Origin of the sequence: Dactylosporangium sp. CS-047395 (assembly GCF_050942185.1) — a bacterium.
GTDB lineage: Bacteria > Actinomycetota > Actinomycetes > Mycobacteriales > Micromonosporaceae > Dactylosporangium.
The window spans coordinates 3,499,858-3,523,791 of record NZ_CP192015.1 but is presented as its reverse complement, the minus strand read 5'-3'; the positions used below and the strand labels follow the sequence as shown (position 1 = coordinate 3,523,791).

Below are 23,934 nucleotides of genomic sequence, written 5' to 3'. Positions count from 1 at the left end.
GTGAAGAGCAAGCCGTCATGAGAAGCAGCCGTCACGAACAGAGCAGCCGTCGTGAAGAGCAAGCCGTCATGAGAAGCAGCCGTCATGAACAGACCAGCCGGCGTGAAGAGCAAGCGGTCGTGACGAGACAAGTCGTTCTGAAGAGCAAGCCGTCATGAGGCTCCGGTCCGTGTTCGGGCTGGCCCTGCGCGCCGCGCCCGGGCACCTGATCGGCTACGTGGTGCTCGTCGTCGCCTCCGGCACCGCGCCGGTCGCGGGCGCCTGGCTCACCCGCGTCGTCGTCGACCGGATCGTCGGCGGTGGACAAAGCGGTAGCGGGCAAGGCGTTGGTGGGCAAGGCAGTGGTGGGCTCGGCGATGGCGTGTTCAGCGGCGGCTACCTCGGCCCGGCCGCGCTGCTCGCCGGCGTCGGGGTGGTGCTCGGGGCGACCCCGCACCTGGCGGCGTACCTGCGTCAGGAGCTCGACCGGCGGGCCGGGCGCACCGCCCAGCGCCGGCTGCTCGAGGCCGTCGACCGGCTCAGCGGGCTGCGCCGGTTCGAGGACCCCGAGTACCTCGACCGGCTCCGCCTCGCCCAGCAGACCGGCGACCTCACGTGCGGCGAGGTCGTCGACGGCACCCTCGGCGTGCTCCGCTCCGCCATCACCGTCGCCGGGTTCGCCGTCTCCCTCGCCCTCCTCGGCCCCTGGGTCACCGCGTTCATGCTCGCCGGCGGCGTACCCACCGTGCTCGCCGAGCTCGGCCTGGCCCGGCAGCGGGCCCGCATGTACTGGCGTATCGGCCCCGTCCAGCGCCGCGAGATGTTCTACACCCACCTGCTCACCACCATCGGCGTCGCCAAGGAGCTCCGGCTCTTCGCGGCCACGCCGTTCCTGCACGCCCGCATCCTCACCGACCGGGCCACCGCCGACACCGCCCGCCGACGCGTCGACCGCGTCCACGCCGTGGTGCAGACCGTGCTGGCCGTGCTCGCCGCCGCGATCGCCGGGGCCGGGCTGCTGTGGGCCGTCGCCGCCGCCCGCGACGGCCGGCTCACCCCCGGCGACGTCGTCGTGTTCGTGACCGCGATCGCCGGCGTCCAGGCCGCCCTGGCCACGCTCGCCGACGACGGCGCCCGGGTCCACTTCGCGCTGGAGAACTTCGCGCACTACGAGACCGTGGTCGGCGCCGGCCCCGACCAGCCGAGCGGCACCCGCGTGCCGGCCCCGCTGCGGGAGGGCATCGAGCTGCGCGACGTCTGGTTCCGCTACTCCGACGAGCACCCCTGGGTCCTGCGCGGCGTCGACCTCGTCATCCCGCGCGGCGCCGCCGTCGCGCTCGTCGGGCGCAACGGGTCCGGCAAGTCCACGCTGGTCAAGCTGCTGTGCCGGTTCTACGACCCGACCCGCGGCGCGATCCTGTGGGACGGGGTGGATCTGCGCGAGTTCGACGTGGCCGCCCTGCGCCGGCACATCGGCGCCGTGTTCCAGGACTACGTCACCTACGATCTCACCGCCGCCGAGAACATCGCCCTGTCCGAAGTGGATGGAGCGAACGAAACCAGAAAGACCAGCACAGCCATCAAGAACATCACACTGTCCGACGTGGACGGAGCAGACGAAACCAAGAAGATTCGCGCGGCGGCCGAGGCGGCGGGCGTGCACGAGACCGTCGAACGGCTCCCCCGCGGCTACGATACGCTGCTGTCCCGGGTCTTCGCGGCCGGCGAGGAGGACCACCCCGAGGCGGGCGTCGTGCTGTCCGGCGGGCAGTGGCAGCGCCTGGCCCTGGCCCGGGCGCTGTATCACGCCGGGCGCGACCTCATGGTGCTCGACGAACCGTCGGCCGGGCTGGACGCCGAGGCGGAACAGGCCGTACACCGGACGCTGTTGGAATCCGCCGCGGACAGCACGAAGCTGCTCGTCTCGCACCGGCTCAGCGCCGTGCGCCAGGCCGACCACGTGGTGGTGCTCGACGCCGGCGCCGTGGTCGAGCGCGGCGACCACACGTCCCTGCTCGCGGCCGGCGGCGAGTACGCGCGGCTGTTCACCCTCCAGGCCGCCGGCTACCAGTGACCGCTACAGGCTGCGCGGAAGGCTGACCGTCGCCGTCGTCGGGCCGCCCGGCGATGCCGCGCCGGACGGTGCCAGAGCCAGGTCCGCGCCGCCCCGGCCGTCGTCCCCCGGCCGTCGTCGTGCAACCAGATGCGCAGGGTCGTGGCCGCGCATTGCTTGACGACGTTGGCGAGCGGCTTCCAGTGACCGCTAGAGGCTACAGGCTGCGCGGAAGGCCGATCGCCGCCGTCGTCGGGCCGCCCGGCGGGCTGTCCAGGTGCAGGGTGCCGTCCACGGCGTCGAGGCGGTCGGCGATGCCGCGCAGGCCGGTGCCCAGAGCAAGGTCCGCGCCGCCCCGGCCGTTGTCGTGCACCGTGATGCGCAGGGTCGTGGCCGTGGCGGCGAAGGTGACCGTGGCCGCCGTCGCCGCGCTGTGTTTGACGACGTTGGCGAGGCATTCGGCGATGGCGAAGTACGCCGAGGTCTCGACCGCCGGCGGCAGCTCGTCCGGGACGTCGCCGGTGACCGTGACCGGGACGGCCAGGTCCAGCGCGAGGGCCCGCACGGCGTCGCGCAGGCCGCGGTCGGCGAGCACCGCCGGGTGGATGCTGTGCATGACCGCGCGCAGGTCGTCCAGGGCCGCGACCGCCGTGGCCCGGGCCTCCTCCACGAGCTTGGCCGCGCCGTCCGGGTCGAGCCGGACCAGGCCGCCGGCCAGGCCCAGGGTCAGCGACAGCGAGACCAGCCGGGCCTGCGCCCCGTCGTGCAGGTCGCGCTCGACCCGTTTGAGCTCGGCCGCCTGCCGGTTCACGGCGCCGCGGCGGGAGCGGGTCAGGGCGGTGACCCGGCCGGCCAGCCGTGCCTCGCGGGTGCGCACGAACACGAAGGCGCCGAACAGCAGGGTGAGGCCGAGCCAGGTCCAGGCGGGCCAGAAGTACCCGCCGCCGGTGAGCACCCAGACCGCGAGGTCGACCACCGCCAGCGCGGCGGCGGCCAGCCCCACGGTCCGGGTCGCGAACCTGGTCACCGGTAGGCGAACTTCCGCAGCGGGACCTCGGCCAGGCCGCGCACGCCCCGGAGCGCCAGCGCCTGCGCGCCGAGCGCCGACCCGACCCACACGCCGATCGCGGCGAACAACGCGGCCCACGTCCCGCCCAGGCCGAGCGCCCACGGGCTGAAGAGGACGAGCCAGCAGACGGACTGCAGCAGGTACCCGCTGAGCGACCGCTGCCCGAGCGCCACCACCGGCTGCAGCGCCCGCGGGGTGCCGCCGGACAGCCGCAGCGCCAGCAGGCCGAAGAGGGCGACGTAGCCGGCGCCGCCGTATTCGCCGGTGATCGCGTGGACACGGGCCATGGCCTCGACGGTACCGGGAGCGGCGTGCACGAGTCCCGCCGCCGTCAGCGCGTACGGCAGCGCCCCCACCGTCGAGATGCCCAGCCCGACGCCGGCGGTCCAGCGCAGCAGGGTCCGGTGCGCCGCCGGGTCCTCGAGCACCCGCCGCCGCGCCGCCCAGATGCCGAGCCAGACGATGACGATGAACGGCAGCACGGTCGCGGTGTGCACGGGCCACTCGGCGAGACGGTCCAGCACCGACGCCCAGTACGACGGGGCGGCCAGGGACGGGTTCGGCGCGTTGGAGATGCCGGCCGTACCATCGCGGAACCCGGTGGCGGCCAGAACGGCCAGGATCACCGCGTTGACGGTCTGGATGGCCCACAGCCACAGCACGATCCGGTGCACGCGGTCGCCGCGGCGCACCAGCAGCACGGTGGCGACCAGCCCGACGATGCCGTAGGCGCCGAGGAAGTCGCCGAAGTACAGCAGCGTGGCGTGCACGGCCCCGAACACGATGAGCATGGCGTTGCGGCGCAGCAGGACGCGGTCGGACCGGCGCCGGGCGAGCTGCACCAGGCCGTAGCCGAACATGATGGCGAACACCGGATACGCCCGCGCGTCGACGAACGTGGCCATCAGGAAGTTCACGACCCGGCCGGGGCCGTGCGGGTCCGGGTCGAGTCCGGGCTGTCCGGCGAAGGCGCAGTTGGCCGCGTTGGCGAGCGCGATGAACAACAGCATGGCGCCACGGGCGAGATCCGGCGCGAGCACGCGGGGTTCCTTGGTCATGGCCCCTACGCTCGTCGGTGCGCGCGGGCGATTCGAGGACACTAAAACCCCGGCGACGGAGGTACTACTACCCCTGTTCCAGATACGCGAGCACGGCGAGCACGCGCCGGTTGTCGTCCTCGGACGCCTGCAGGCCGAGCTTGGTGAAGATGTTGTTCGTGTGCTTGGCCACGGCCTTCTCGGTGATGAACAGCGCCCCGCCGATCGCCGCGTTGGTGCGCCCCTGCGCCATGTGCGCGAGCACCTCCCGTTCGCGCGCGGTCAGCCGGTCGAGCGGGAGTGTGCGCGCCCGGCTGTCGAGCAGTTTCGCCACGACCGTCGGGTCCAGCGCGGTGCCCCCGTCGGCGACCCGGCGCACGGCGGCCACGAACTCGTTGACGTCGGAGACGCGGTCCTTGAGCAGGTACCCGATCCCGCCCCGCCCGTCGGCGAGCAGCTCACGGGCGTAGAGGCGCTCGACGTACTGCGACAGCACCAGCACCGGCAGCCCCGGCACCTCGGCCCGGGCGGCGAGCGCCGCGCGCAGCCCCTCGTCGGTCAGGGTCGGCGGCAGCCGTACGTCCACCACGGCCACGTCCGGCCGCTCGTCGACGAGCGCGCGGAGCAGATCGGGCCCGTTGTCCACGGCCGCGACGACCTCGAAGCCGTGCGCCTCCAGCAGCCGGATCAGCCCGTCACGCAGCAGGGCAAGGTCCTCGGCCACCACGACTCGCACCAGCGTCACCCTACCGCGCCGCGCGACCGTCCCGCGAGCCGCCGCGCGACCGTCCCGCGAGCCGCCGCGGGGCCCGGCCGGGAGTAGCCGTTCGCGGGGCGGAGAAGGTGGCGGACATCGCGTAGGGTCACGGCGTGAGCTCGTTCGCGCTGGCGGTGGACTACGGGACGTCCAACACCGTCGCCATTCTGCGGTGGCCGGACGGCAAGACCCGGCCGCTGCTGTTCGACGGCTCGCCGCTGCTCCCCTCCGCCGTGTACGCCATGGTCGACGGGCATCTCGCCACCGGCCGCGACGCGCTCAACAGCGCCAAGCTCGACCCGGTCCGGTTCGAGCCCAACCCCAAGCGGCACGTCGACGAGCCCGAACTGCTGCTCGGCGACGCCACCGTGCCCGTGGTCGCCGCCGTCGGGGCCACCCTGCAGCGGGTCGCGGACGAGGCGCGGCACGTCTCGGGGCAGGCCGTGCGCGAGATCGTGCTGACCCATCCGGCCGAGTGGGGCGCGACCCGGCGCACCGTGCTCGTCGAGGCCGCGCGGCGGGCCGGGTTCCAGGCGCCGCGGCTCGTGCCCGAACCGGTCGCCGCCGGGCTGTACTTCACCGCCGTGCTCGGGCAGAAGGTGCCGCCCGGCAGCTGCGTCGTCGTGTACGACCTCGGGGCGGGCACGTTCGACGCCTCCGTCGTGCGGCGCACCGCGGGCGGCTTCGAGACCCTCGCGTACCACGGGCTCGACGACGTCGGCGGGGTCGACCTCGACGAGCTCGTCGTGCAGCAGATCGGCGGCGTCGTGGCCACCGGCCATCCCGAGGCCTGGGACCGGCTGTCCACCCCCCGGACGGCGAGCGACCGGCGCTCCGCGCGGGCGCTGCGCGACGACGCGCGGATGCTCAAGGAGCGGCTCTCCCGCGAGTCGTCGGCCGGCCTCCTGGTGCCGATCCTCGACCGCGACCTGCACGTGACCCGCGAGGAACTGGAGCTCGGCGCGCGGCCGCTCATCGCGCAGACCGTCGCCGTCACCACCGCGACCATCGCCGCGTCGCGGGTGCCCCGCGAGCAGATCGCCGGGCTGTTCCTCGTCGGCGGCTCGACCCGGATGCCGCTGGTCGCCACCGAGCTGCACCGCGCCACCGGCATCACGCCCACGGTGCTCGACCAGCCCGAACTCGTCGTCGCCGAGGGAGCCCTGGTCACCGACCCGGCGGGAGGACCGGCCCGGAGCGTCGCGCCGATCTCCGCCGCGCCCGTGTCGCCCTACCCGGTCTCCCCCGGCTACCCCAACACCGCGCCGGTCAGCCCGCCCGTCGTGCAGCGGCCGATGATGCCCCAGCAGCCGATCGTCGCCCAGCGCCCGATGACCCAGCCGATCACGCCACCGGTCGGCATGCCACCGGTCGGCCTGCCACCGCAGCCCGCGCCGCTGCGGCCGTTCTTCCCGGCCGGTGGGCGCGTCCCGGCCGTGTTCCTGACCAGCACCGGTGTCATCATCGGCAAGGCCGCGGCCCGGCTGCTGTGGCTCCTGCCCTTCTTCCTCGGCAGCATCCTCGCCTTCGGGGCGGTCTACGAGCCGACCGGCAACGACGACCTGGGCATCATCCCGACGCTGCTGATCTGGGTGTACGGCCTGATCTGGATCGGCAGCTGCATCGCGCGCATGGTCCGGGCGCCGTCCGAACCCCAGCGCCTGATCATCGACGAGGCCGGCCTGACCGTCTTCGTGCAGAACCGGCCGATCCACATCCCGTACGGCGAGGTCGAACGCATCGAGGTCCGGCACCGCGGCTTCTTCCTGCGCCCGACGCTGCTGGTGGTGCCCCGGCCCGGCTCCGGCCTCGCCGCCCACCCCGACCTGCGCAACCGCCTCACCCGCGACGGCACCGCGATCCGCCTGGCCGACCTGCGCACCCTGGGCGCGAACAAGAACTCGGTCCGCTCCGCGATCCGGCAGTATTACGGAGCATGAGGATCCCCAGCGACGACGAGATCCGGGACCTGCACGAGCGGCTGGCCCCCACCCCGCAGGCGTTCGCGAGCGTCTGGACGCACTGCCGGATCGTCGCCCGGATCGCCGCGCAACTCCCCGCGCCCGACGTGGACCCCGCGCTGGTCCGAGCCGGCTGCCTCCTGCACGACATCGGCGTCTACCGCCTGCGGCCCGGCGAGCACTACATCCGCCACGGCCTGCTCGGCCACGAGGTGCTCGCCGGCCTGGGCTACCCCGAGACCCTGTGCCGCTTCTGCTCCCACCACACCGGCGTCGGCCTGACCGCCGAGGACGTCATCGCCCAGCAGCTCCCGCTCCCGCCCGGCGACTACCAGGCCGGGACCGGGGCGGAGCGGCTCGTGATGTACGCCGACAAGTTCCACAGCAAGTCGACCCCGCCGCGGTTCGTCTCGGCCGCCGCCTACACCCTCGCCGTGACGCGCTTCGGCGAGGACAAGAGCGCCGCGTTCAAGGCCATGGTCGCCGAGTACGGCGAGCCGGACCTGCCGGACCTCGCCGCCGAGTACGGCCACCTGCTGGTTTAGGGCCTGTTTCGGAACGCCCCGCGGGCGCCCGGGCGGGTCTGCGCGAGGCGCTGGGCGATCAGCGGACCAAGCGTGTCGGCCGGCGCCGAACCATCCTCCAGCGACGCGGGCAACTGCCCGCCGGACAGGTCCGGGGTGTGCACGGTGTGCCCGCCGGCCCGCAGCCCGTCGGCGAACGTCAGCACGGCTGTGGTGCCTCCTGGACGGGATCGCCGCCCAGGAGGCACCACCGGCTAGTTCGGCGAGCCGTTGAACACGAACTGCGAGCCGGGTTCCTTCACGACGCTGCCCGTGGCCGAGTTGGTGATGGTCACGTTGGTCAGCGTGGCGCTGCCGCGGGCGCTGCCCATGGCCAGGATGCCCGCCCCGTTGTTGGACTTGTCGATGCGGACGTTGGTGATGGCCACGTTCGGGTACTGGCCGCTGCCCGCCTTGAACTGGATGCCGTCGTAGGTCGAGTCGATGACGTCGGTGTCCTTGATGGTGACGCCGACGATGTCGCTCGACGGCGCGAACAGCGTGATCGCGCCGAACTTCTGCTGCTCACCCCAGAACACGCCGCCGCACCGGTACAGGCCGTTGTTCGCGATCGTCGTGGTGCCGGAGAAGGCGATCGGCGAGTGGTCGGTGGCCAGCATGATGCCCGGGTAGTTCATGGTGTCGGAGATCAGGTTGTTCTCGATCCCGTTGCCGTAGCCGCCGTAGATGGCGATGCCGTTGGCCCGCCACGGCAGCTGGATGGTGTTGTTCGTGAAGTGGTTGTCGTGCCCGACGTCCACCGACTGGTCCTTGACGTAGGTGCTGGACCAGACCGCGAGCGAGTCGTCGCCCGTGGTGCGGAACGAGGAGTTGAACACCTTGGAGTTGCGGGTGCCGTTGGAGAAGTTGATCCCGTCGGCGTAGGTGTCGCGGATGCGCATGCCGGAGAACTCGAGGCCGTCGCCCGGGTTCCAGTAGGCCGGGGTGTCGCTGTAGTCGCGCCCGACCCAGGCCCCGACGTTCGTGTGCTCGATCCACACGTTGGAGACCTTGGTGTTCTTGCCGAAGCGCCCGTTGAGGCCGTGGCCGCGGTCCTTGCGGTTGGTGGTGCCACCCCAGATCGAGAGGTCGGAGAGCTGGACGTTGTCGTCGATGTCGAAGCCGACGTTGCCCTCGTGCGGGTGGTTGATGCCGCCGACCACGTTCTGCGGTTCGGTGGTGGTGTACAGGTTGGAGTACCACATCCCGGCGCCCTTGATGACGACGTTGCGGATGCCCTTCTGGTTCCACTGGCCCCGCGTCGGGTCCGGCGTGAGGATCTTCTGCTCCTGCCGCCACTGCCCGGCCGGAATCCACACGCAGCTGATGACGCCGTTCTGGTCGTCCATCACCGCGCGCTGGATGGCCGCCGTGTCGTCGACGCCGTCGTTGGGCACCGCGCCGTACTGCGTGATCGACGTGCACCCCGCCGGCTGCGACAGCGCCGGGGCGACCTGCTCGAGGTCGATCAGGTCGATGTAGTAGAACGACGCGTTGTCGCCGCTGTCCCGCTGCAGCTTGAACTTCGTGCCGACCGGGTAGCTCGACGTGAGCAGCGCGTGCGACTCGTCGAACAGGCGCCGGGCGTCGCCGCCGGGCGAGTTGGACAGGCTCTCGGTGTCGTCGCTCGTGCCGTACAGCCAGCTGAAGTGCGACGAGAGGGTCAGCTTCTGCACGAACACGTTGTTGGCGTACAGGCTGAGCGTGTAGTCGGCGCCGCCGCCCGAGGGCGAGTCCGGCACCGAGTTGCGCACCACGATCGAGTTGGCCTGGTTGGTGGAGGTGAACTCGACGTACTGCCCGGTGCTGTTGAGCCGCACCGACGCCCGGCCCGAGCTCTCGGTGCCGAAGTTGGTGTGCCCGAACGTGCGCAGCGAGTCGGCGGTCACCAGGGTGCCGTTGTAGCTCGCGGCCTCGGCCTCGTACTCGGTGTACGGCACTGCGGCGCCGCGCCCGACGACGATGGAGCGGGAGACGGCGTTGTTGTCCTCGCGGGTCTCCGCGACCACGTTCGTCGCGTCGGCCGTGGCGGTGATCGTCGCCCCGCCGGCGACCGCGGTCCACGTGCCGGGGACGGCCACGGTGACCGTCTGGCCGGCGCCGATCGCGCCCGTGCTGGCGTTCAGCGTCGTACCGCCCACGCTCACCCGGGTCACGGTCGTCGCGCTGACCGCGGTGGTGCCGGTGTTGGTGACCGAGACGGTGAAGGAGACCGCCGCGCCGGCCGCCGGGCTGGCCGGGTTGGAGGCGACCGCGGTCACCTGCAGGTCCGGGCCGGGCGCCTGGGTCACCACGAGCGGGCTCGCGGTGGTGAAGCTGTTGTTGTCGTTGTTCTGCTCGACGACGGTGTTGGCCGGGTCGACCGTGGCGGTCAGCGGGTAGCTGCCGATCGGGCGGGTGCCGGCGTTGAAGGTGACGGTGGTGGTCGCGCCGGCGGCGAGCGCGCCGACGTTCGCGGTGCCGGCGAGCGAGCCGCCGAGCGAGAAGTTGAGCGTGGTGGCGGCCGATGCGGCGGTACCGCTGTTGCGCACCGTGGCCGACAGGGTGATCGCGGTCGCCTCGTTGACCGACGCCGGCGACCAGGAGGCGGCGGTGACCACGAGGTCGGGGTTGGGCGCCATCGTGCCGAACACCTGGAACTCGGCGACCTGGCCGCCGGGGGCTCCGGTGTTGGTGAAGAACTGCAGCTGCACGTCGGCCACCCGGGCGCTCACCGAGATCGTCACGGTGTTCTGGGTGCCGCCCGGCGCGAACGCGTAGTCGGCCCGCGCCTTGAGGGTGGTGAACGTCGTGGCGGACTGGTCCCGGCCGAGCACGGCGATGCTCTGCGTGCGCGCGCCCCAGGCGGTGTCCGGGTTGAGCTTCACGACGATCGAGTTGATGTCGGCGTTGGCGCCCAGGTGCACCGTGAGGGTGCCCGGGAAGCCGCTGGACTCCCAGTAGCTGCCCACGTTGCCGTCCACGGCGTTGGCGGCCACGAACGAGAACACCGAGGAACTCGCGTCGACCGGCTTGCCCTGCGACAGGTTGGTGCCGCCCGGCGGCTGGGTGCTGCCGTTGCGGGTGACGTGGTTGCTGTCGGCGCTCTCGGTGCCGGCGGTGTCACGGGCGCGGACGAAGTACTCGACGGTGGTCCCGCTGGGCTGGGTGTCGGTGTACGTCAGGGTGCCCGCGGCGACCGTGGCCCGCGCGGTGCCGTTGGCGTAGACGGTGTACCCGCCGATGCCCAGCGACGACGAGGACGCGGTCCAGGTCAGCTTGATCTGCCCGTTGCCGGGCTCGGTGAACGCGAGGTTCCCGGGCGCGGTCGGCGGGTTGGTGGTGGTCGTGGCGCCGTAGACCTCGAACTCGGACACCTGCCCCGCGGGCCAGCCGGTGTTCGCGGTGATGGTGGCGCGCACGTAGCGTACCGTCGCGGCATTGAAATTGATCGTGGCCGTGTTGGCGGCGGCCGGGTCGAACACCCGCCCGGCCGAGGCCGAGAGCGTGGTGGTGAAGTTGGTGCCGTCGGTGCTGCCGGTCAGGGCCAGGGTCTGCGTGCGGGCGCCCCAGCTGCCGGTCGGAAGCTTGAGTTTGACCTGGTCGACGCTGACCGCCGAGCCGAGGTCGACCTGGATCCACTGCGGGAACGCGTTGTTGGCGCTCTCCCAGTAGGTGCCCTGGTTGCCGTCGGTGACGTTGCTCGCGCGGTAGACGTCGGCGAAGCTGCTGGCGGTGGCGGTCTTGCCCTGGGCGAGGTTCGGCCCGCCGGCGGCGGCGGCGGGCTGGGCGGCGGTGAGCCCGACGGCGCCGGCGACGGCCAGCATGACCGTCAGCGCACCGGCGGTGAGTCTTCTTCTGGGCATGGTTGTCCTCTGCTCGGATCAGAGTGTGGGGTGTGCCCAGCGGACGGTTGGCGGTGCGTCAGCCGGAAGTTGCAGATCTTTGCCTCGTTTTTGCGGACGGGGACTATAAGGTTGCAGACATCCGGCCCATTCGTCAACGTCTACATGCAAAAGGCCGACCCCGCGAGGGGTCGGCCCTGGTATCGCGACTGCTCAGATCTGTGCGCCTCCGTCGGCGCCGCCGTCGGTGCCGTGCGGGTCCGCGCCGCCGTCGTTCGGGCCCTCGGCCGAGACGTGCGAGCGCACCTCGTGCTCGTCGTGCTCCGAGTCGTGCGGCACACCGTTCACGTTCGAATGATGCTCCGAGTGCGAGTGGTGCTCGTGGTGCTCCGAGTGGGAGCTGTGCGAGGTCGTGGTGATGTCGTTGTCATTGAGTCCCATGTCGCCTGGGTACCCGTCCGCGCTCCCGCGCAACCGCTCAGCTTGCCGCCCCGACCGCCGATGACCCGGACGTCGACGGGGAGGAGTGCTCGTGGTCCGGCCGTTCCGGCTCTCCGCCGGCCTGCTGACCGCCGCGGCCGCCGTGCTCGTGCTCGCGGTCTGGCTGACCGGCGTGCTGCTGCGCGCGTGGCAGGCGCCGCTGGTCGGCTGGGCGATGCTGCCGATCCTGGCCGGGGTCGCCGCCGCGCAGTGCTGGCGCGCGTCCAACGCCGGGCTGAGTCCTTCGGCGCGCAACTTCTGGCGGTACGTCGCGGTGTCCTCGGCCATGCTCGGCGCCGGCGCGGTCAGCAACGCCTTCGACGCCCTCGCCGGACCCGGCGGCCCGACCCAGCGGCTGAGCGCCCTGACGCTCGGCTGCTTCATCAGCGCCTCGTTCATCACGCAGTGGGGCCTGCTGCGGCTGCCCGGCACCGGGACCCACCGCGGCGGCACGGTGCAGCTCGTCCTCGACAGCGGCACCGTGATGATCTCGATCGGGCTGGTCGCCTGGCACTTCTCCTTCCGCGACGCCGACGCCTGGGCGAAGGTCTCCGGTTCGGTCTGGCCGGCCGTCGTGGCCGTGGTCGCCGGCTGCGCCACCGTCGCGGTGTTCGTGAAGCTCTCCTCGACCGGGATCGGCGCGATCGAGCGGGTCGCGCTGCGCATCCTCGCCTTCGCCACCGTCGCCGCGGCCACCGCCGGCGCGATGGCCCCGATCTACATGGCGTACCCGGCGATCAGCGACGCCCACGTGACCGTCGCCGTCGCCGCCGTCTTCATCGCGCTCGCGGCCGACCGCCAGCGCCGCGCGGCCGACCTGCCGCCGCCCCCGCCGCTGCCGGCCCGGCGCTGGAGCGTGGTGCCGTACCTCGCCGTGGCCGGGGCCAACGGGCTGCTGCTGGTGGCCGGGCAGGGCAGCGACGGGCGGATCCTCACCGCCGGGGCGGTGCTGCTGACGCTGGTCGTGGTGGCCCGGCAGGTGCATGCGTTCCGGGACAACGCGCGGCTTTTGGAGACGGTCGACCGTACCGTCGCCCAGCTGCGCGAGGCCCGCGACCAGCTCGCCAGCCAGGCCGCCCAGGACGCGCTCACCGGCCTGGGCAACCGCCGGATGCTGAGCCGGCGGATGGAGGAGATGGCCGGCACGCCCCCGCACCGGCTGCACCTGGCGATCATCGACCTCGACGACTTCAAGCAGGTCAACGACCGCCTCGGCCATAACGTTGGCGACGAGCTGCTGCTCGCGGTGGCCGAGCGGCTGACCGGCGTGGTCGGCACCGCCGGCACCGTGGTCCGCCTCGGCGGCGACGAGTTCGCGGTCCTGGTCGACGCCGACCCGGCCGCGGCCGACGCGCTCATCGCAAGGATCGCCGAGGCCCTGCAGCAGCCGCTGACCGCCGGCGACGTGGACCTCATGATCCGCGCGAGCATCGGCCTGACCAGCTCCGCCGGCGGCGCCGACCCGCGCGAGCTGCTGCGCCGGGCCGACGTGGCCATGTACGCGGCCAAGGACCGCGGCAAGCACCGCACCGCCCGGTTCACGCCGGACCTGGACGCCGTGGCCACCGAGGACGCCCGGATCGCCGCCGAGCTGCGCCGGGCGATGGACCGGGGCGAGCTGCACATGGTGTACCAGCCGATCGTCCGCCTCCCCGACGGCAGCATCGAGGCCGCCGAGGCCCTGATCCGCTGGCGCCACCCGGAGCGCGGGTTCGTCCCGCCGTCGGTCTTCATCCCGGTCGCCGAACGCACCGGCCTGATCGCCCCGCTCGGCGAGTGGATCCTGCGCACCGCCGCCGCCCAGGCCGTCGAGCTGGGCCGCGCGGGCCGCCCCGACGTGCGCGTCACGGTCAACGTCTCCGCCCGCCAGCTGCGCGACCCCGACTTCCCGGCGACGGTGCGCCGCATCCTGACCGAGACCGGCACGGGCCCGCACCAGCTGACCGTCGAGGTCACCGAGACCGCCGTGTTCGACGACGACCTGGCCCTGGCCTCGGTGCGCACCCTGCGCGAGATGGGCCTGCGGATCGCCCTCGACGATTTCGGGACCGGCCACTCCTCGCTGGGCCTGCTGCAGATCTGCCCGGTCGACGTGCTCAAGGTCGACAAGAGCTTCGTCGACGAGCTCGGCGCGGGCGGCTCCCCGGCGGTCATCGCCACCGCCCTGCTCCAGATCGCCGACGGGCTGCAGTTGCGCGCCGTCGCGGAGGGCGTCGAAACCCAGGAACAAGCGCAGCAGTTGTACTCCCTGGGCTACCGCTACGCGCAGGGCTACCACTTCCACCGCCCCATGCCGGCCGACGAGCTGATGAAAGTCCTCGCCCAACCGGTCCCCGCTTGAGTCTCCGCGCCACATCCGACCGACGGCAGCACGTCATCTTGGCGCGATGGCTGCACCTGGCTGGGCTTTGCTGGAGCCGTTGCTGCCTGCGCCGTGCGGTTGCTGCCTGCGCCGTGCGGTTGCCGGCGCCCGCGGCATGCGGGCCGACCGCACTGCCATCCGGTCACGGCGCCCGGCTCGCCCTCGGACGCCAGCACGCGGCCGGCGCGCACCTGCTTCCACCGACCCCGGAGAACCGTCGCCGCGCACCGGCTTCGAGCGGCCCGTAAGACCGTCGGCGCGCACCCTGCTACGAGCGGCGTCGTAAGACCGGCGGCGCGCACCCGACTACGAGCGGCTCGTGCGACCGTCGGCGCGCACCCGAATACGAGCGGCTCGTGCGACCGTCGGCGCGCGGCTGTTGCGAGCGGCGTCGTAGGTCTGTCGGGCGGTTGTTACGAGCGGCCGCGTAGGTAGGAGACGGCTTCGGTCAGGGCGAGGTCGGTCAGCACTGGGTCGTGGCGGGCGCCCACGTCGCGCATGAAGGCGTGTTCGCCGCCCGAGTAGACGTGCAGCTCCAGGTCGTCGTGGCCGGCCTGGTAGAGGGCGTCGAGGATCTGGATCCGGGCCGGGGCGGGGACGTGCGGGTCCTGGGCGCCGAAGACGAGCATCAGGCCGCCGCGGATGTCGGCTGCCTGGGCGAGCGAGCCGGCGTCGTCGGAGCCGAGCTTCCCGTCGTGCAGGCCGGTCGGGTAAAAGCATACGGTCGCGGCCACCCGCGCGTCGAGGGCGGCGCGGAAGGCGAGGTGGCCGCCGATGCAGAAGCCCGTCGCGTACAGGTCGGTCAGGTCGGAGCGCGCCGCCAGGAAGTCCAGCACCGCGGTGCGGTCGGCGTCGAACTCGGCGGTGCTGGTGGCGGCCGCGGCGGCGAGACCGGCGGCCTTGCCCTCGTCGTCGAACTCCAGCGCCACCCCGGCGAGGCGGCGCGGATAGATCTCCGGGACGCAGACCAGGAACCCGTCGGACGCGAGGCGGCGCGCGGTGCGCAGGGTCGACTCGGTCAGCTGGAAGATGTCCGTGTACAGCACCACCCCCGGCACCCGCGCCGGCCCCACCGGCGCGATGACCCGCGCCCGGATCTCGTAGCCGGCGGCCGGAACCGTCACGTCTTCCTCGCGCAGCTTCATGCCCCGAAACCCTACCGGCGCGCTCAGTGCAGCGTCGCCAGGTGCGGGACCACCACACCGAAAGGACTTCTGCCGCCAGTCGGACCGGCCGCGGTTTTGAGGGGGTGTGGGTGGAGCGGAGCTCCCCCACGGACTGGCGACACAGCCGGCGCGCTCAGTGCAGGGTCGCCAGGTCCAGGCTGTGCCACACGTCGCCGCGGGACCACCAGAGCAGGTGGCCGCGGGCGAAGACCTGGTCGGCGTCGTCGGCCACGGTGATCAGGCGGTCGGTGCGCAGGTCGTACAGGGCGAGGCGGTGCGAGGAGTCGTATGCCGTGCGGGTGCCGGTCTGCAGCACCGCCGAGAAGCGGTCCAGCAGGGCGGGCGGGCCGGCGGCCGGGAAGGTGTCGACGCCTCCGACGCGGCGGCGGAACGTGCCGTCCGGGTGGAGGAGCGCGAGGCTGGTGTCACCGCCGGTACCGGCGGAGACCACGGAACGGCACCAGGACGGGCCGCAGTCGACGGTCTCGGCCGCCGACTTCACGATCGTGATGCGCTTGCCGGTGGTGAGGTCGCGCAGCTCCTGGCGGCCGGCCGCGCGGGCCGCGGCGCTGGTCTGCAGCCAGGGCCAGGCCGAGAGCTCGTAGGAGCCGTCGACGGTCGTCGTGGTCACCGGGCCGCCGGCCAGCGGGACCGAGCGGATCTCGGTGGCCGGGCCGGCGACGGCCGCCCAGGACAGCAGGCCGTCGTGGACGACGAGGTCGTACTCGCCGCCGGTGAACTCGGCGGCGGCGGTGTCGGCACTGAACGGTACACCCGCGGAATCCTGGCGCCAGGCCAGCCGGAAGATCCGGTGTTGCAGCGGCTGGGTGGTCGTGGCCGTGGACTCGACCCAGAACACGTCGTCGCCGGCGGCGGTGAAGGCGGCGAAGCGCGGATAGTGGTCCTGTCCGGCCCGCGCCACCTCGCGGACGGTGTCGCCGGTGCGCAGCAGCACCCGCTGGGCCGTGCCGTCCGGGGTCGGGGCGACGCCGATCGAGGTGGTCGCGTCGAGGTACAGGCCGGGCTGGTACTTCGTCCCGTCGGCCAGCCGCGCCGGCGCGTCGGCGATCGTGGCGGCCGGGAAGGCCAGGCGCAGCGGGCGCTGGGCCGGCGCGGAGACGGCCGGGGTCGACGGGCCGGACGGATCGGTGCCCACCAGCACCCCGCCGATCAGCAGAGCGACGCCGAGGGCGATCGGGCGGATGAGCCGCGCGGAGGCCACCCCGGCACCCTACCCGCCCGGCTGGGCCGTTCGGCCCTGCCCGCGAGCGCCCGGCCGCGTCACGCTGGCAGGAGGGGAACCAGCGTGAGGAGGACCCGATGAGCACACACGCGGACCCGTACGGGATCGTGGTCGGCTACGACGGCTCGCCGGAGGCCCGGCGCGCGGTCGAGTGGGCCGCGGCCGAGGCCGGTCGGTCCGGCAGCCGGCTGCAGATCGTCACCACCTACGAGATCACCTGGCCCGGCGCCTACTACGCGGCCGTGGCCGAGCAGGTCGACGCGGCCCGGGAGGCGGCCGAGGCGATCCTGGCCGACATCACGGCCGAGGTGCGCGGGCGCTCGGCCGTGGACGTGTACGGGGTCTGCGCGGCCTCCTCGGCGGCGGCGACGCTGCTCGACCTCGGCGACGCCGGCGCGCACATGCTGGTCGTGGGCAACCGCGGTGCCGGCGGGCTGGCCAACCTGCTGCTGGGCTCGGTCAGCCAGCAGGTCGCCACGCACGCCAAGGTCCCGGTGGCGGTCGTGCGCGGCCGGCCCGACCCGTCCTTCGGCCCCGTCGTGGTCGGCGTGGACGGCTCCGCGTCCGGCGACTCCGCGCTGGGGCTCGCGTTCGAGGCGGCCCGGGAGCGCGGCCGGGCCCTGGTCGCGGTGCGGGCGTACCCGGCGGACCACACCGACGAGGCGGCCGAGCGGGCGGCCCTCGACGACGCCCTGGCCAACTGGTCCGGCAAGTTCCCCGACGTGCCGGTGGCCCAGCTGGTCGCCGCCGGTCGCCCCGCCGCCGTCCTGGTCGACGCCTCGCGGACCGCCACCCTCGTGGTCGTCGGCAGCCGCGGCCACGGCGGCTTCACCGGCCTCCTGCTGGGTTCCGTGGGCCTGCAGCTGATGCACCACGCGGACTGCCCCGTACTGATCGTTCACTAGGACCAGCCCGGGAGCCGGGCGCCGAGGACCGCGGTGCCCTCGGGGCCCGGCAACGTCCTAGCCGCGGACCTCGATGACGTCGGCGGCGGTCAGGCGTGGGGTGTGCGGCGGACCGGCGTGTTCCGGGTCGGCCACGCCGAGGCGCAGCACCAGGTACGGCCAGCCCACGTCGCCCAGCATCCGGCGCAGCGCGACCCGGGTGAAGTCCAGCTCGATCGGGCTGCTGAGCGGGAGGACCGCCGTGCCCCGGCCGGTTGCCGTGAGCCAGAGCTCGCCCAGTGCCTCGCCGGCCGCGAGCCAGTCGGGGCGTTCGTCGCCCTCGCCGTACAAGATGGCGTAGTGGGCGGCGTTGTCGTGGCCGTCGCCGGCGGGCAGGGTGCCGGGCACGCCGAAGTCGCGCTCGGCCACCGTGGTGCGCGGGTTCTGCGCCGGCAGGGCGCTGTCCGGGATGCCGCTGCCGGCCGCCCGGTCGCCGCCGACCCAGGCCTTCGTCTCGTCGCGCATCCGCTCGTCGTGGCGCTCGGCCTCGCCGGCGTGCTCGATCATCACGGCGAGCTGGAGGACCTGGTCGCGGTTGAGCACGTGCAGGCGGGCCCCGCCGCGGCGGGCGCCGGCGGCGAGGGCGTCCAGGGCCTCGGGGGCGACCCGTTCGTCGGTGACGGCCCGCCGGTCCGTGCGCCGGACCTGCAGCAGTTGCAGCCGGTGCATGTCATGGGGGTCGGGCGCGCTGTGCGAGACCGCGCGGACGATGGCGAGGGGCTCCCCGGCCGGGCGGTCCACCTCGATCTTCCAGCCCGCGGCGGCCAGGGCGACGAGCGCGTGGTGCAGGGCGGCGCCACAGCTCAGTACCATCAAACGCCCTTGTGGGTCTTGCTCTTGCAGTTGCCGGGCGGGCACGGCGAAGAGCTCCAGCCGGTCGCCGTCGACCACCCAGCGCCACGGCTGGGTGTTGTGCACGGAGGGGGCCAGCCGGGCGGCGTCCGCCGCCGCGGCCAGTGCCCCGGTCGCTGTCGTGGTCATGACAGGCTCCAGTCCCGTACGTCGGGCATGTCCTCGAGGTGCTCCACGACGTACGTCTCGTGCTCGGCCAGCTTCCGCTCGCACCACGCCTTGAGCTCGGTGGCGCCGGGCGGGAGCCGCTTGGCGTTGTTGATCGCGTCCATGACCAGGTGGTACCGCGACACGCGGTTGCGCACGGTCATGTCGAACGGGGTCGTGGTGGTGCCCTCCTCCACGAACCCGCGCACCCGGAACCGGTCGGCGTCGGGCCGGCCGTGCACCAGCTGGTGGATGGCGCCCGGGTACCCGTGGAAGGCGAAGACCACGTCCACCTTGTCGGTGAACAGCTCGGTGAACTGGGTCGCGCTCATCCCGTGCGGGTGGTCCTTACTGCGCGGCAGGGTCATCAGGTCGACCACGTTGACCACGCGGACCCGCAGCTTCGGCAGCCGCTCACGCAGGATCTGGGCGGCCGCGACGGTCTCCATGGTGACCACGTCGCCCGCGCAGGCCAGCACGATGTCGGGGTCGGCGGTGCCGTCGTCGGTGCCGGCCCACTCCCAGACGCCGGCGCCGCGCGTGCAGTGCTCGATCGCGTCCTCCATCGACAGCCACTGCAGCTGCGGCTGCTTGTCGATGACGATGAGGTTGATGTAGGAGCGCGACCGCAGGCAGTGGTCGGCCACGGAGAGCAGGCAGTTCGCGTCCGGCGGCAGGTAGACCCGGGCGATGTCGCCGCGCTGGGTCAGCACCACCTGGATCAGGCCGGGGCCCTGGTGGCTGAAGCCGTTGTGGTCGTTGCGCCAGGCGGTCGACGTCAGCAGCACGTTCAGGCTGGGCACCTTGGCCCGCCACGGCAGCCGCTTGGCCTCCTGGAGCCATTTTCCATGTTGTACCGTCTGCGACGCCGACACCATCGCGAACGCCTCGTAGGTCGCGAACATGCCGTGCCGCCCGGTCAGGTTGTAGCCCTCCAGCCAGCCGTGGCAGTTGTGCTCGGAGAGCACCTCCATGACCCGCCCGTCCCGGCCGATCGCCGTGTCGGCGTCGCTGACCCGCTCCATGAAGGCCCGGTCGGACACCTCGAACACGGCGCCGAGCCGGTTGCTGTTGGTCTCGTCGGGGCAGAAGAGCCGGAACCGGTCGCCGTTGGCGCTGTAGACGTCGCGCAGCAGCTCGCCGAGGCGCCGGGTGCTCTCCGCGTGGTCCCGGCCGGGCAGGTTCACGTCGATCGCGTACTTGCGGAAGTCGGGAAGGTCGAGGTCCCTGGTGAGCAGGCCGCCGTTGGCGTGCGGGCTCGCGCTCATGCGCAGGTCCCCGTCGGGCGCGAGGGCCCGGACCGCCTCGACCGGCGCGCCGCTTGCGTCGAAGAGCTCCTCCGGCTTGTACGACCTGAGCCACTCCTCCAGCAGCCGCAGGTGCTCCGGGTTCTCCTTGACGCCCGCGAGCGGGACCTGGTGCGCCCGCCAGGTGCCGGTGACCTGGACGCCGTCGACCTGCTCGGGCCCGGTCCAGCCCTTCGGCGAGCGGAACACGATCAGCGGCCAGCGGGGCCGGGAGCCGTCCCAGTCGCCGCCGCGCGCGGACTCCTGGATCGACGTGATCTTGTCGTACGCCTCGGCCAGCACGGCGGCGAAGCGGTGGTGCATGCCGGGCAGGTCGGCGCCCTCGATCTCCAGCACGTCGTAGCCGTGGCCTTCGAGCAGGGACCGTACCTCGGCGGGGTCCTTGCGCCCGAGCACCGTCGGGCCGGCGATCTTCGCCCCGTTGAGGTGCAGGATCGGCAGCACCGCCCCGTCGCGGGCCGGGTTGATGAAGGAGATGCCCTTCCAGGAGCCTTCCAGGGGGCCGGTCTCGGCCTCGCCGTCGCCGACGACGGCCACGGTGAGCAGGTCGGGGTTGTCCATGACGGAGCCGAAGGCGTGCACGAGCACGTAGCCGAGCTCGCCACCCTCGTGGATGGAGCCGGGGGTGGTGACGGAGACGTGGCTGGGGATGCCGCCCGGCGCGGAGAACTGCCGGAACAGCTTGAGCAGGCCGGGCTCGTCCAGGGTCACCTTCGGGTAGATCTCGGTGTAGGTGCCCTCGAGGTAGCCGGCGGCGACGAGCGCGGGCCCGCCGTGGCCGGGGCCGGCCAGGTAGATGGCCTGCTGCCCGGTCTGCTTGATGAGCCGGGACAGGTGGGCGTAGATGAATGACAGGCCGGGGCTGGTGCCCCAGTGCCCGAGCAGCCGCGGCTTGATGTCGTCCGCCTCCAGCGGGCGCCGCAGCAGCGGGTTGGCTTGCAGGTAGATCTGCCCGATGGTGAGGTAGTTGTTGGCTCGCCACCACGCATCCAGCTGTGCGACCTCGACATCGTCGAGCTCGGCCCGCAGGCGCTGTGTCATGATCTCTCCCGGTTCCTCGGCCTCCACGTCCAGACTGACCGTAACGGCGCACCGCCGTCAGGGCCGGAGGTCCCGACAAACCCGGGACCAAGGCGGGCCGAACACCCGGTGACGGCGAACGGGACGGCCGTCACGCCCGGCCGAGGCCGGCCAGGGCCAGCGCCGCGTGCTCGCACCAGTGCGTGTGGCCGAGCTCGGCGAAGCGGTCGTGGGCGGCCCGCAGCAGGGTCCGGGCCTCCTCGACGCGGCCCTCGGTCGCGCACAGCCGGCCCAGCTCCAGCCGGGCCCGGGCCGCGCCGGTCTCGTCGCCGTGCCGGGTGAACAGGGTGAGCGCCTCGGTGAAGTGCTCGGCGGCGGCCGGGCCTCGCCCGCCGGCGGCGTCGAGCCGGCCGAGGTCCAGGCTCAGGTACGCCACCCCGGTCTCGTCCCGCAGCTCCTGGGCGTCGCGCAGGCTGCCGCTGAAGCAGGCCAGGGCCTCGTCGTGGCGGGCGTGGGCCTCGTACCACATGCCGAGGCGCCGCTCCATCATCGCGGCCTGGCGGATCGCGCCCATGCCGCGCAGCCGGTCCCGGCAGTCGCGGTAGGCGTCGGCCACGGCCGGGGCGTCGGGATCGTCCTCGTGGTCCCAGCGCACCAACTTGGCCTCGGCGTTGACCGCCATGTACTCGTCGCCGGCCTCCCGGGCGGCCGCGATCGCGCGCCGGAAGTAGTGCCGCACGTCCTCGCCGTCGTGCCGCCACTCGGCGATCTCGGCCATCGCGAACAGCGCCACCGAGCGGCCGACGGCGTGCCCCTCGGCGTCGAAGATCTTGTACGCGGCGACGGCGTCCCGGTCGTCGACGCAGCCGCCCTCCGAGGCCACCCGCTGGGCCAGGGAGACGAGCATGCAGGCCTCGCCGACCCGGTCGCCGCTGCGCCGGGCCGCCTCGAGCCCGGCCCGGGTCGTCTCGTCCCACAGCTGCCAGCGGCCGCGGGCCTCCAGGTAGTTGCGCAGCACCCAGGCCAGCCGCCAGCACAGCTCGTCGAGGCCGAGCTCGTGGGCCTGGTGCACGGCCGCCGCGACCGAGTCGACCTCGGCGTCGAGCCAGGCCAGCGGGTCGGCCGAGACCGACCAGTCGGAGATCTCGGCGAACTCGGTGACCCCCCAGGCCTGGGCCGGCCGGTCGCCGCTGAAGCGCTCGACGGCGGCGAGGGCGGCGGCGAGCCAGCCGCCGAGGATCCGCTCGGCCGCGGCGCGTACCGACGCCGGGTCCTCCTCCTCCGCGCAGCGCTCCGCGGCGAAGATCCGCACCAGGTCGTGCAGGTGGTAGCGGGCCGCACCGACGCTCTGCACCAGCTGGGCGTCGGCGAGCTCGTCGACGACCAGGTCGGCGTCGAGCGGCTCGTCGGCGGCCTCGGGACCGTTCGGACCCGGGCTGACTCCCGGAGTGATCGGACCCGGAGTGAGCGGGCCGGGGCCGAGGGCGCAGGCGACGGTCCAGGCCGGGAACGGGCGGGTCGCGAGGGCGCCGAGGCGGCGCAGGGCGGTGCGGGCCGGCGCGCCGAGGCCGCGGTACGACACGAGCAGGCTGGCACCCACCCCGCCGTCCGATGTGGACAGCGCGGCGAGCCGGCGCCGTTCGTCGGCGAGCCGCTGCGAGTAGGCGGCCACCGGCAGCTCGTGCCGGCCGGCCAGCCGCGCACCGGCGACGCACAGGGCGAGGGGGAGGCCGCCGCAGTACCGGATGACGTCCCCGGTCGCCGCCGGCTCCGCCCCGGTGCGCCCGGCCCCGACGATCTGGTCGAGCAGGGCGCGGCTGGGTCCCGGGCCGAGCAGCCCCAGCTCCAGGTGCTCGGCCTCGGTCAGCCCGAGCAGCCGCGGCCGGCTCGTCACCAGCACGACGCCGCCGGTCCCGGGGCTCAGCGCGCGCACCGTGGCCGCGTCCGGGGCGTCGTCGAGCACGAGCAGCACGCGGCGGCCGCCGAGGCGGGCGCGGTACAACGCCTCGCGCTCCAGCGGGCCGGCCGGGATCGCCGCCGGGGGCACGCCCAGCGCGATGAGGACCGAGGCGTGCGCCTCCCACGCCCCGCCGGGCGCGCCGAGCCGCACGTGCAGCTGCCCGCCCGGAAACTGCGCCCGGACCCGGTGCGCGACCGCCATCACCAGGGCGCTCTTGCCGATCCCGGCCGCGCCGCACACGGCCAGGATGCGGGTCGTTTCGGCCTCGGCGTCCAAGCGGTCGGTGTCGAGGCGGTGCATGAGCCAGGCGACCGCGTCCTCGCGCCCGACCAGCAGCCGCGGGGGCGGCGGCAGCAGGCACGGCGCCTCCCGCTCGGGCTGCGCCTCGGCGACGGCGGGCGGCGCCTCGGCGTCGAGCAGGATGCTCTGCTGCAGCTCGCGCAGCTGCGGGCCGGGCTCGATGCCGAGGTCCTCGACCAGGCGGCGGTGCCCCTCGCGGTACACGGCCAGCGCCTCGGCCCGCCGCCCGGCCCGGTGCAGCGCGGTCATGAGCTGGCCGCGCAGCCGCTCGGCGTACGGGTGCTCGGCGACCAGCGCGGTCAGCTCGGGCAGCGGGTCGCCGCCCACGGCCAGCTCGGCGTCGAACCGCTCGGCCAGCACGGCCAGCCGCAGCTCGGCCAGGCGGGCGCCCTCCACGGCGAGCGGCGGGGTGTCCAGGTCGGCCAGGGCCGGACCGCGCCACAGCTCGGCGGCCTGGCGGTACAGCCCGACGGCGTCGTCGATCCGGCCCGCGGCGGCGGCCCGGCGGGCGTCCGCGGCGAGCTCGGTGAACACGGCCACGTCGACCTCGGCCGGGTCGGCGGCGAAGAGGTACCCGGACGCCACCGTGCGCACCGTGTCGTCGCCGAGCACGGCCCGCAGCCGGTGGACCGTGCTGTGCACCTGCTGGCGGGCGGTGGCCGGGGCGGCGTCCCAGGTGGCGTCGATGAGCTCGCCCAGCCCGACCGGCCGGTTGGGGCGCAGCAGCAGCACGGTGAGCATGGCGCGCTCGCGCCGGCCGCGGGGCCGCCAGACGTGGTCCCCGGCGCCGACCTCGAGCGGGCCCAGCAAGCGGTACCGCACGCTACCTCCCCCGTGTGCACTCGGTATCCAGTTCGTAGCCCGACGATAGCCGTGGATGCCATCGTCGCGGGGCGGGCGGCTTCCCCCC

At 73.6% G+C, this 23,934-nt stretch carries 16 protein-coding genes; 5 read left to right on the top strand and 11 right to left on the bottom strand.

The genetic code is table 11. The features are described from left to right. Positions 1–154: 154 nt before the first annotated feature. Positions 155–2,053 carry an ABC transporter ATP-binding protein gene (locus ACQP00_RS16500; protein ID WP_433219904.1) on the top strand — a complete coding sequence of 633 codons (1,899 nt, stop codon included), beginning with the start codon at positions 155–157 and terminating at the stop codon, positions 2,051–2,053. A 196-nt stretch (positions 2,054–2,249) separates the two neighbouring features. Here ACQP00_RS16500 and ACQP00_RS16495 read toward each other — a convergent pair whose 3' ends face one another. The 3 genes from ACQP00_RS16495 to ACQP00_RS16485 all read right to left on the bottom strand — a co-directional run bounded on the left by ACQP00_RS16495 (position 2,250) and on the right by ACQP00_RS16485 (position 4,874). Further along, positions 2,250–3,059 carry a sensor histidine kinase gene (locus ACQP00_RS16495; protein WP_433219902.1) on the bottom strand — a complete coding sequence of 270 codons (810 nt, stop codon included), beginning with the start codon at positions 3,057–3,059 and terminating at the stop codon, positions 2,250–2,252. Further along, positions 3,056–4,159, bottom strand: a complete 1,104-nt coding sequence (locus ACQP00_RS16490) for a DUF418 domain-containing protein (RefSeq protein ID WP_433219900.1) — start codon at positions 4,157–4,159, stop codon at positions 3,056–3,058. The genes ACQP00_RS16495 and ACQP00_RS16490 overlap by 4 nt, the downstream gene beginning before the upstream one ends. Positions 4,160–4,226: 67 nt before the next feature. After that, entirely contained in the window at positions 4,227–4,874 is a 648-nt protein-coding gene (locus ACQP00_RS16485) for a LuxR C-terminal-related transcriptional regulator (protein ID WP_433219898.1), read from the bottom strand. A 134-nt stretch (positions 4,875–5,008) separates the two neighbouring features. On the opposite strand from ACQP00_RS16485, the gene ACQP00_RS16480 reads away from it, so the two are divergent. After that, a complete protein-coding gene (locus ACQP00_RS16480; protein WP_433219896.1) occupies positions 5,009–6,835 on the top strand; it encodes an Hsp70 family protein in 1,827 nt (608 codons plus the stop codon). Then, positions 6,832–7,401, top strand: coding sequence for an HD domain-containing protein (locus ACQP00_RS16475; RefSeq protein WP_433219894.1), 570 nt, complete (start codon positions 6,832–6,834; stop codon positions 7,399–7,401). Before ACQP00_RS16480 ends, ACQP00_RS16475 begins: the two co-directional genes overlap by 4 nt. Here the strand turns inward: ACQP00_RS16475 and ACQP00_RS16470 are convergent. The 3 genes from ACQP00_RS16470 to ACQP00_RS16460 all read right to left on the bottom strand — a co-directional run bounded on the left by ACQP00_RS16470 (position 7,398) and on the right by ACQP00_RS16460 (position 11,684). Continuing rightward, on the bottom strand, positions 7,398–7,586 hold the full coding sequence (locus ACQP00_RS16470; protein ID WP_433219892.1) for a hypothetical protein: 189 nt from the start codon (positions 7,584–7,586) through the stop codon (positions 7,398–7,400). The two genes, ACQP00_RS16475 and ACQP00_RS16470, sit on opposite strands and share 4 nt — an antisense overlap. Before the next feature lie 48 nt (positions 7,587–7,634). Next, positions 7,635–11,264 (bottom strand): CARDB domain-containing protein, encoded by a 3,630-nt coding sequence (locus ACQP00_RS16465; RefSeq protein ID WP_433219890.1) that lies wholly within the window; start codon positions 11,262–11,264, stop codon positions 7,635–7,637. A 192-nt stretch (positions 11,265–11,456) separates the two neighbouring features. Continuing rightward, on the bottom strand, positions 11,457–11,684 hold the full coding sequence (locus ACQP00_RS16460) for a BatC protein (RefSeq protein ID WP_433219888.1): 228 nt from the start codon (positions 11,682–11,684) through the stop codon (positions 11,457–11,459). 91 nt (positions 11,685–11,775) lie between these two features. Between ACQP00_RS16460 and ACQP00_RS16455 the strand changes: the two genes are divergently transcribed. Continuing rightward, positions 11,776–14,064 (top strand): putative bifunctional diguanylate cyclase/phosphodiesterase, encoded by a 2,289-nt coding sequence (locus ACQP00_RS16455; protein WP_433219886.1) that lies wholly within the window; start codon positions 11,776–11,778, stop codon positions 14,062–14,064. Positions 14,065–14,498: 434 nt separating this feature from the next. Here the strand turns inward: ACQP00_RS16455 and ACQP00_RS16450 are convergent, their stop codons facing one another. Together ACQP00_RS16450 and ACQP00_RS16445 are read right to left on the bottom strand one after the other, a co-directional pair. Next, on the bottom strand, positions 14,499–15,230 hold the full coding sequence (locus ACQP00_RS16450; RefSeq protein WP_433219884.1) for a dienelactone hydrolase family protein: 732 nt from the start codon (positions 15,228–15,230) through the stop codon (positions 14,499–14,501). 154 nt (positions 15,231–15,384) lie between these two features. Beyond that, on the bottom strand, positions 15,385–16,473 hold the full coding sequence (locus ACQP00_RS16445; RefSeq protein WP_433219882.1) for a hypothetical protein: 1,089 nt from the start codon (positions 16,471–16,473) through the stop codon (positions 15,385–15,387). A gap of 98 nt (positions 16,474–16,571) precedes the next feature. Between ACQP00_RS16445 and ACQP00_RS16440 the strand changes: the two genes are divergently transcribed. Further along, positions 16,572–17,399 (top strand): universal stress protein, encoded by an 828-nt coding sequence (locus ACQP00_RS16440; protein ID WP_433219880.1) that lies wholly within the window; start codon positions 16,572–16,574, stop codon positions 17,397–17,399. A 57-nt stretch (positions 17,400–17,456) separates the two neighbouring features. Here the strand turns inward: ACQP00_RS16440 and ACQP00_RS16435 are convergent, their stop codons facing one another. From ACQP00_RS16435 to ACQP00_RS16425, 3 genes are all read right to left on the bottom strand, one after another. Then, positions 17,457–18,419, bottom strand: coding sequence for an Acg family FMN-binding oxidoreductase (locus ACQP00_RS16435; protein ID WP_433219878.1), 963 nt, complete (start codon positions 18,417–18,419; stop codon positions 17,457–17,459). Then, positions 18,416–20,785 carry a phosphoketolase family protein gene (locus ACQP00_RS16430; RefSeq protein ID WP_433219876.1) on the bottom strand — a complete coding sequence of 790 codons (2,370 nt, stop codon included), beginning with the start codon at positions 20,783–20,785 and terminating at the stop codon, positions 18,416–18,418. The genes ACQP00_RS16435 and ACQP00_RS16430 overlap by 4 nt, the downstream gene beginning before the upstream one ends. A gap of 130 nt (positions 20,786–20,915) precedes the next feature. Continuing rightward, positions 20,916–23,846 (bottom strand): AfsR/SARP family transcriptional regulator, encoded by a 2,931-nt coding sequence (locus tag ACQP00_RS16425; protein WP_433219874.1) that lies wholly within the window; start codon positions 23,844–23,846, stop codon positions 20,916–20,918. Positions 23,847–23,934: the final 88 nt, after the last annotated feature.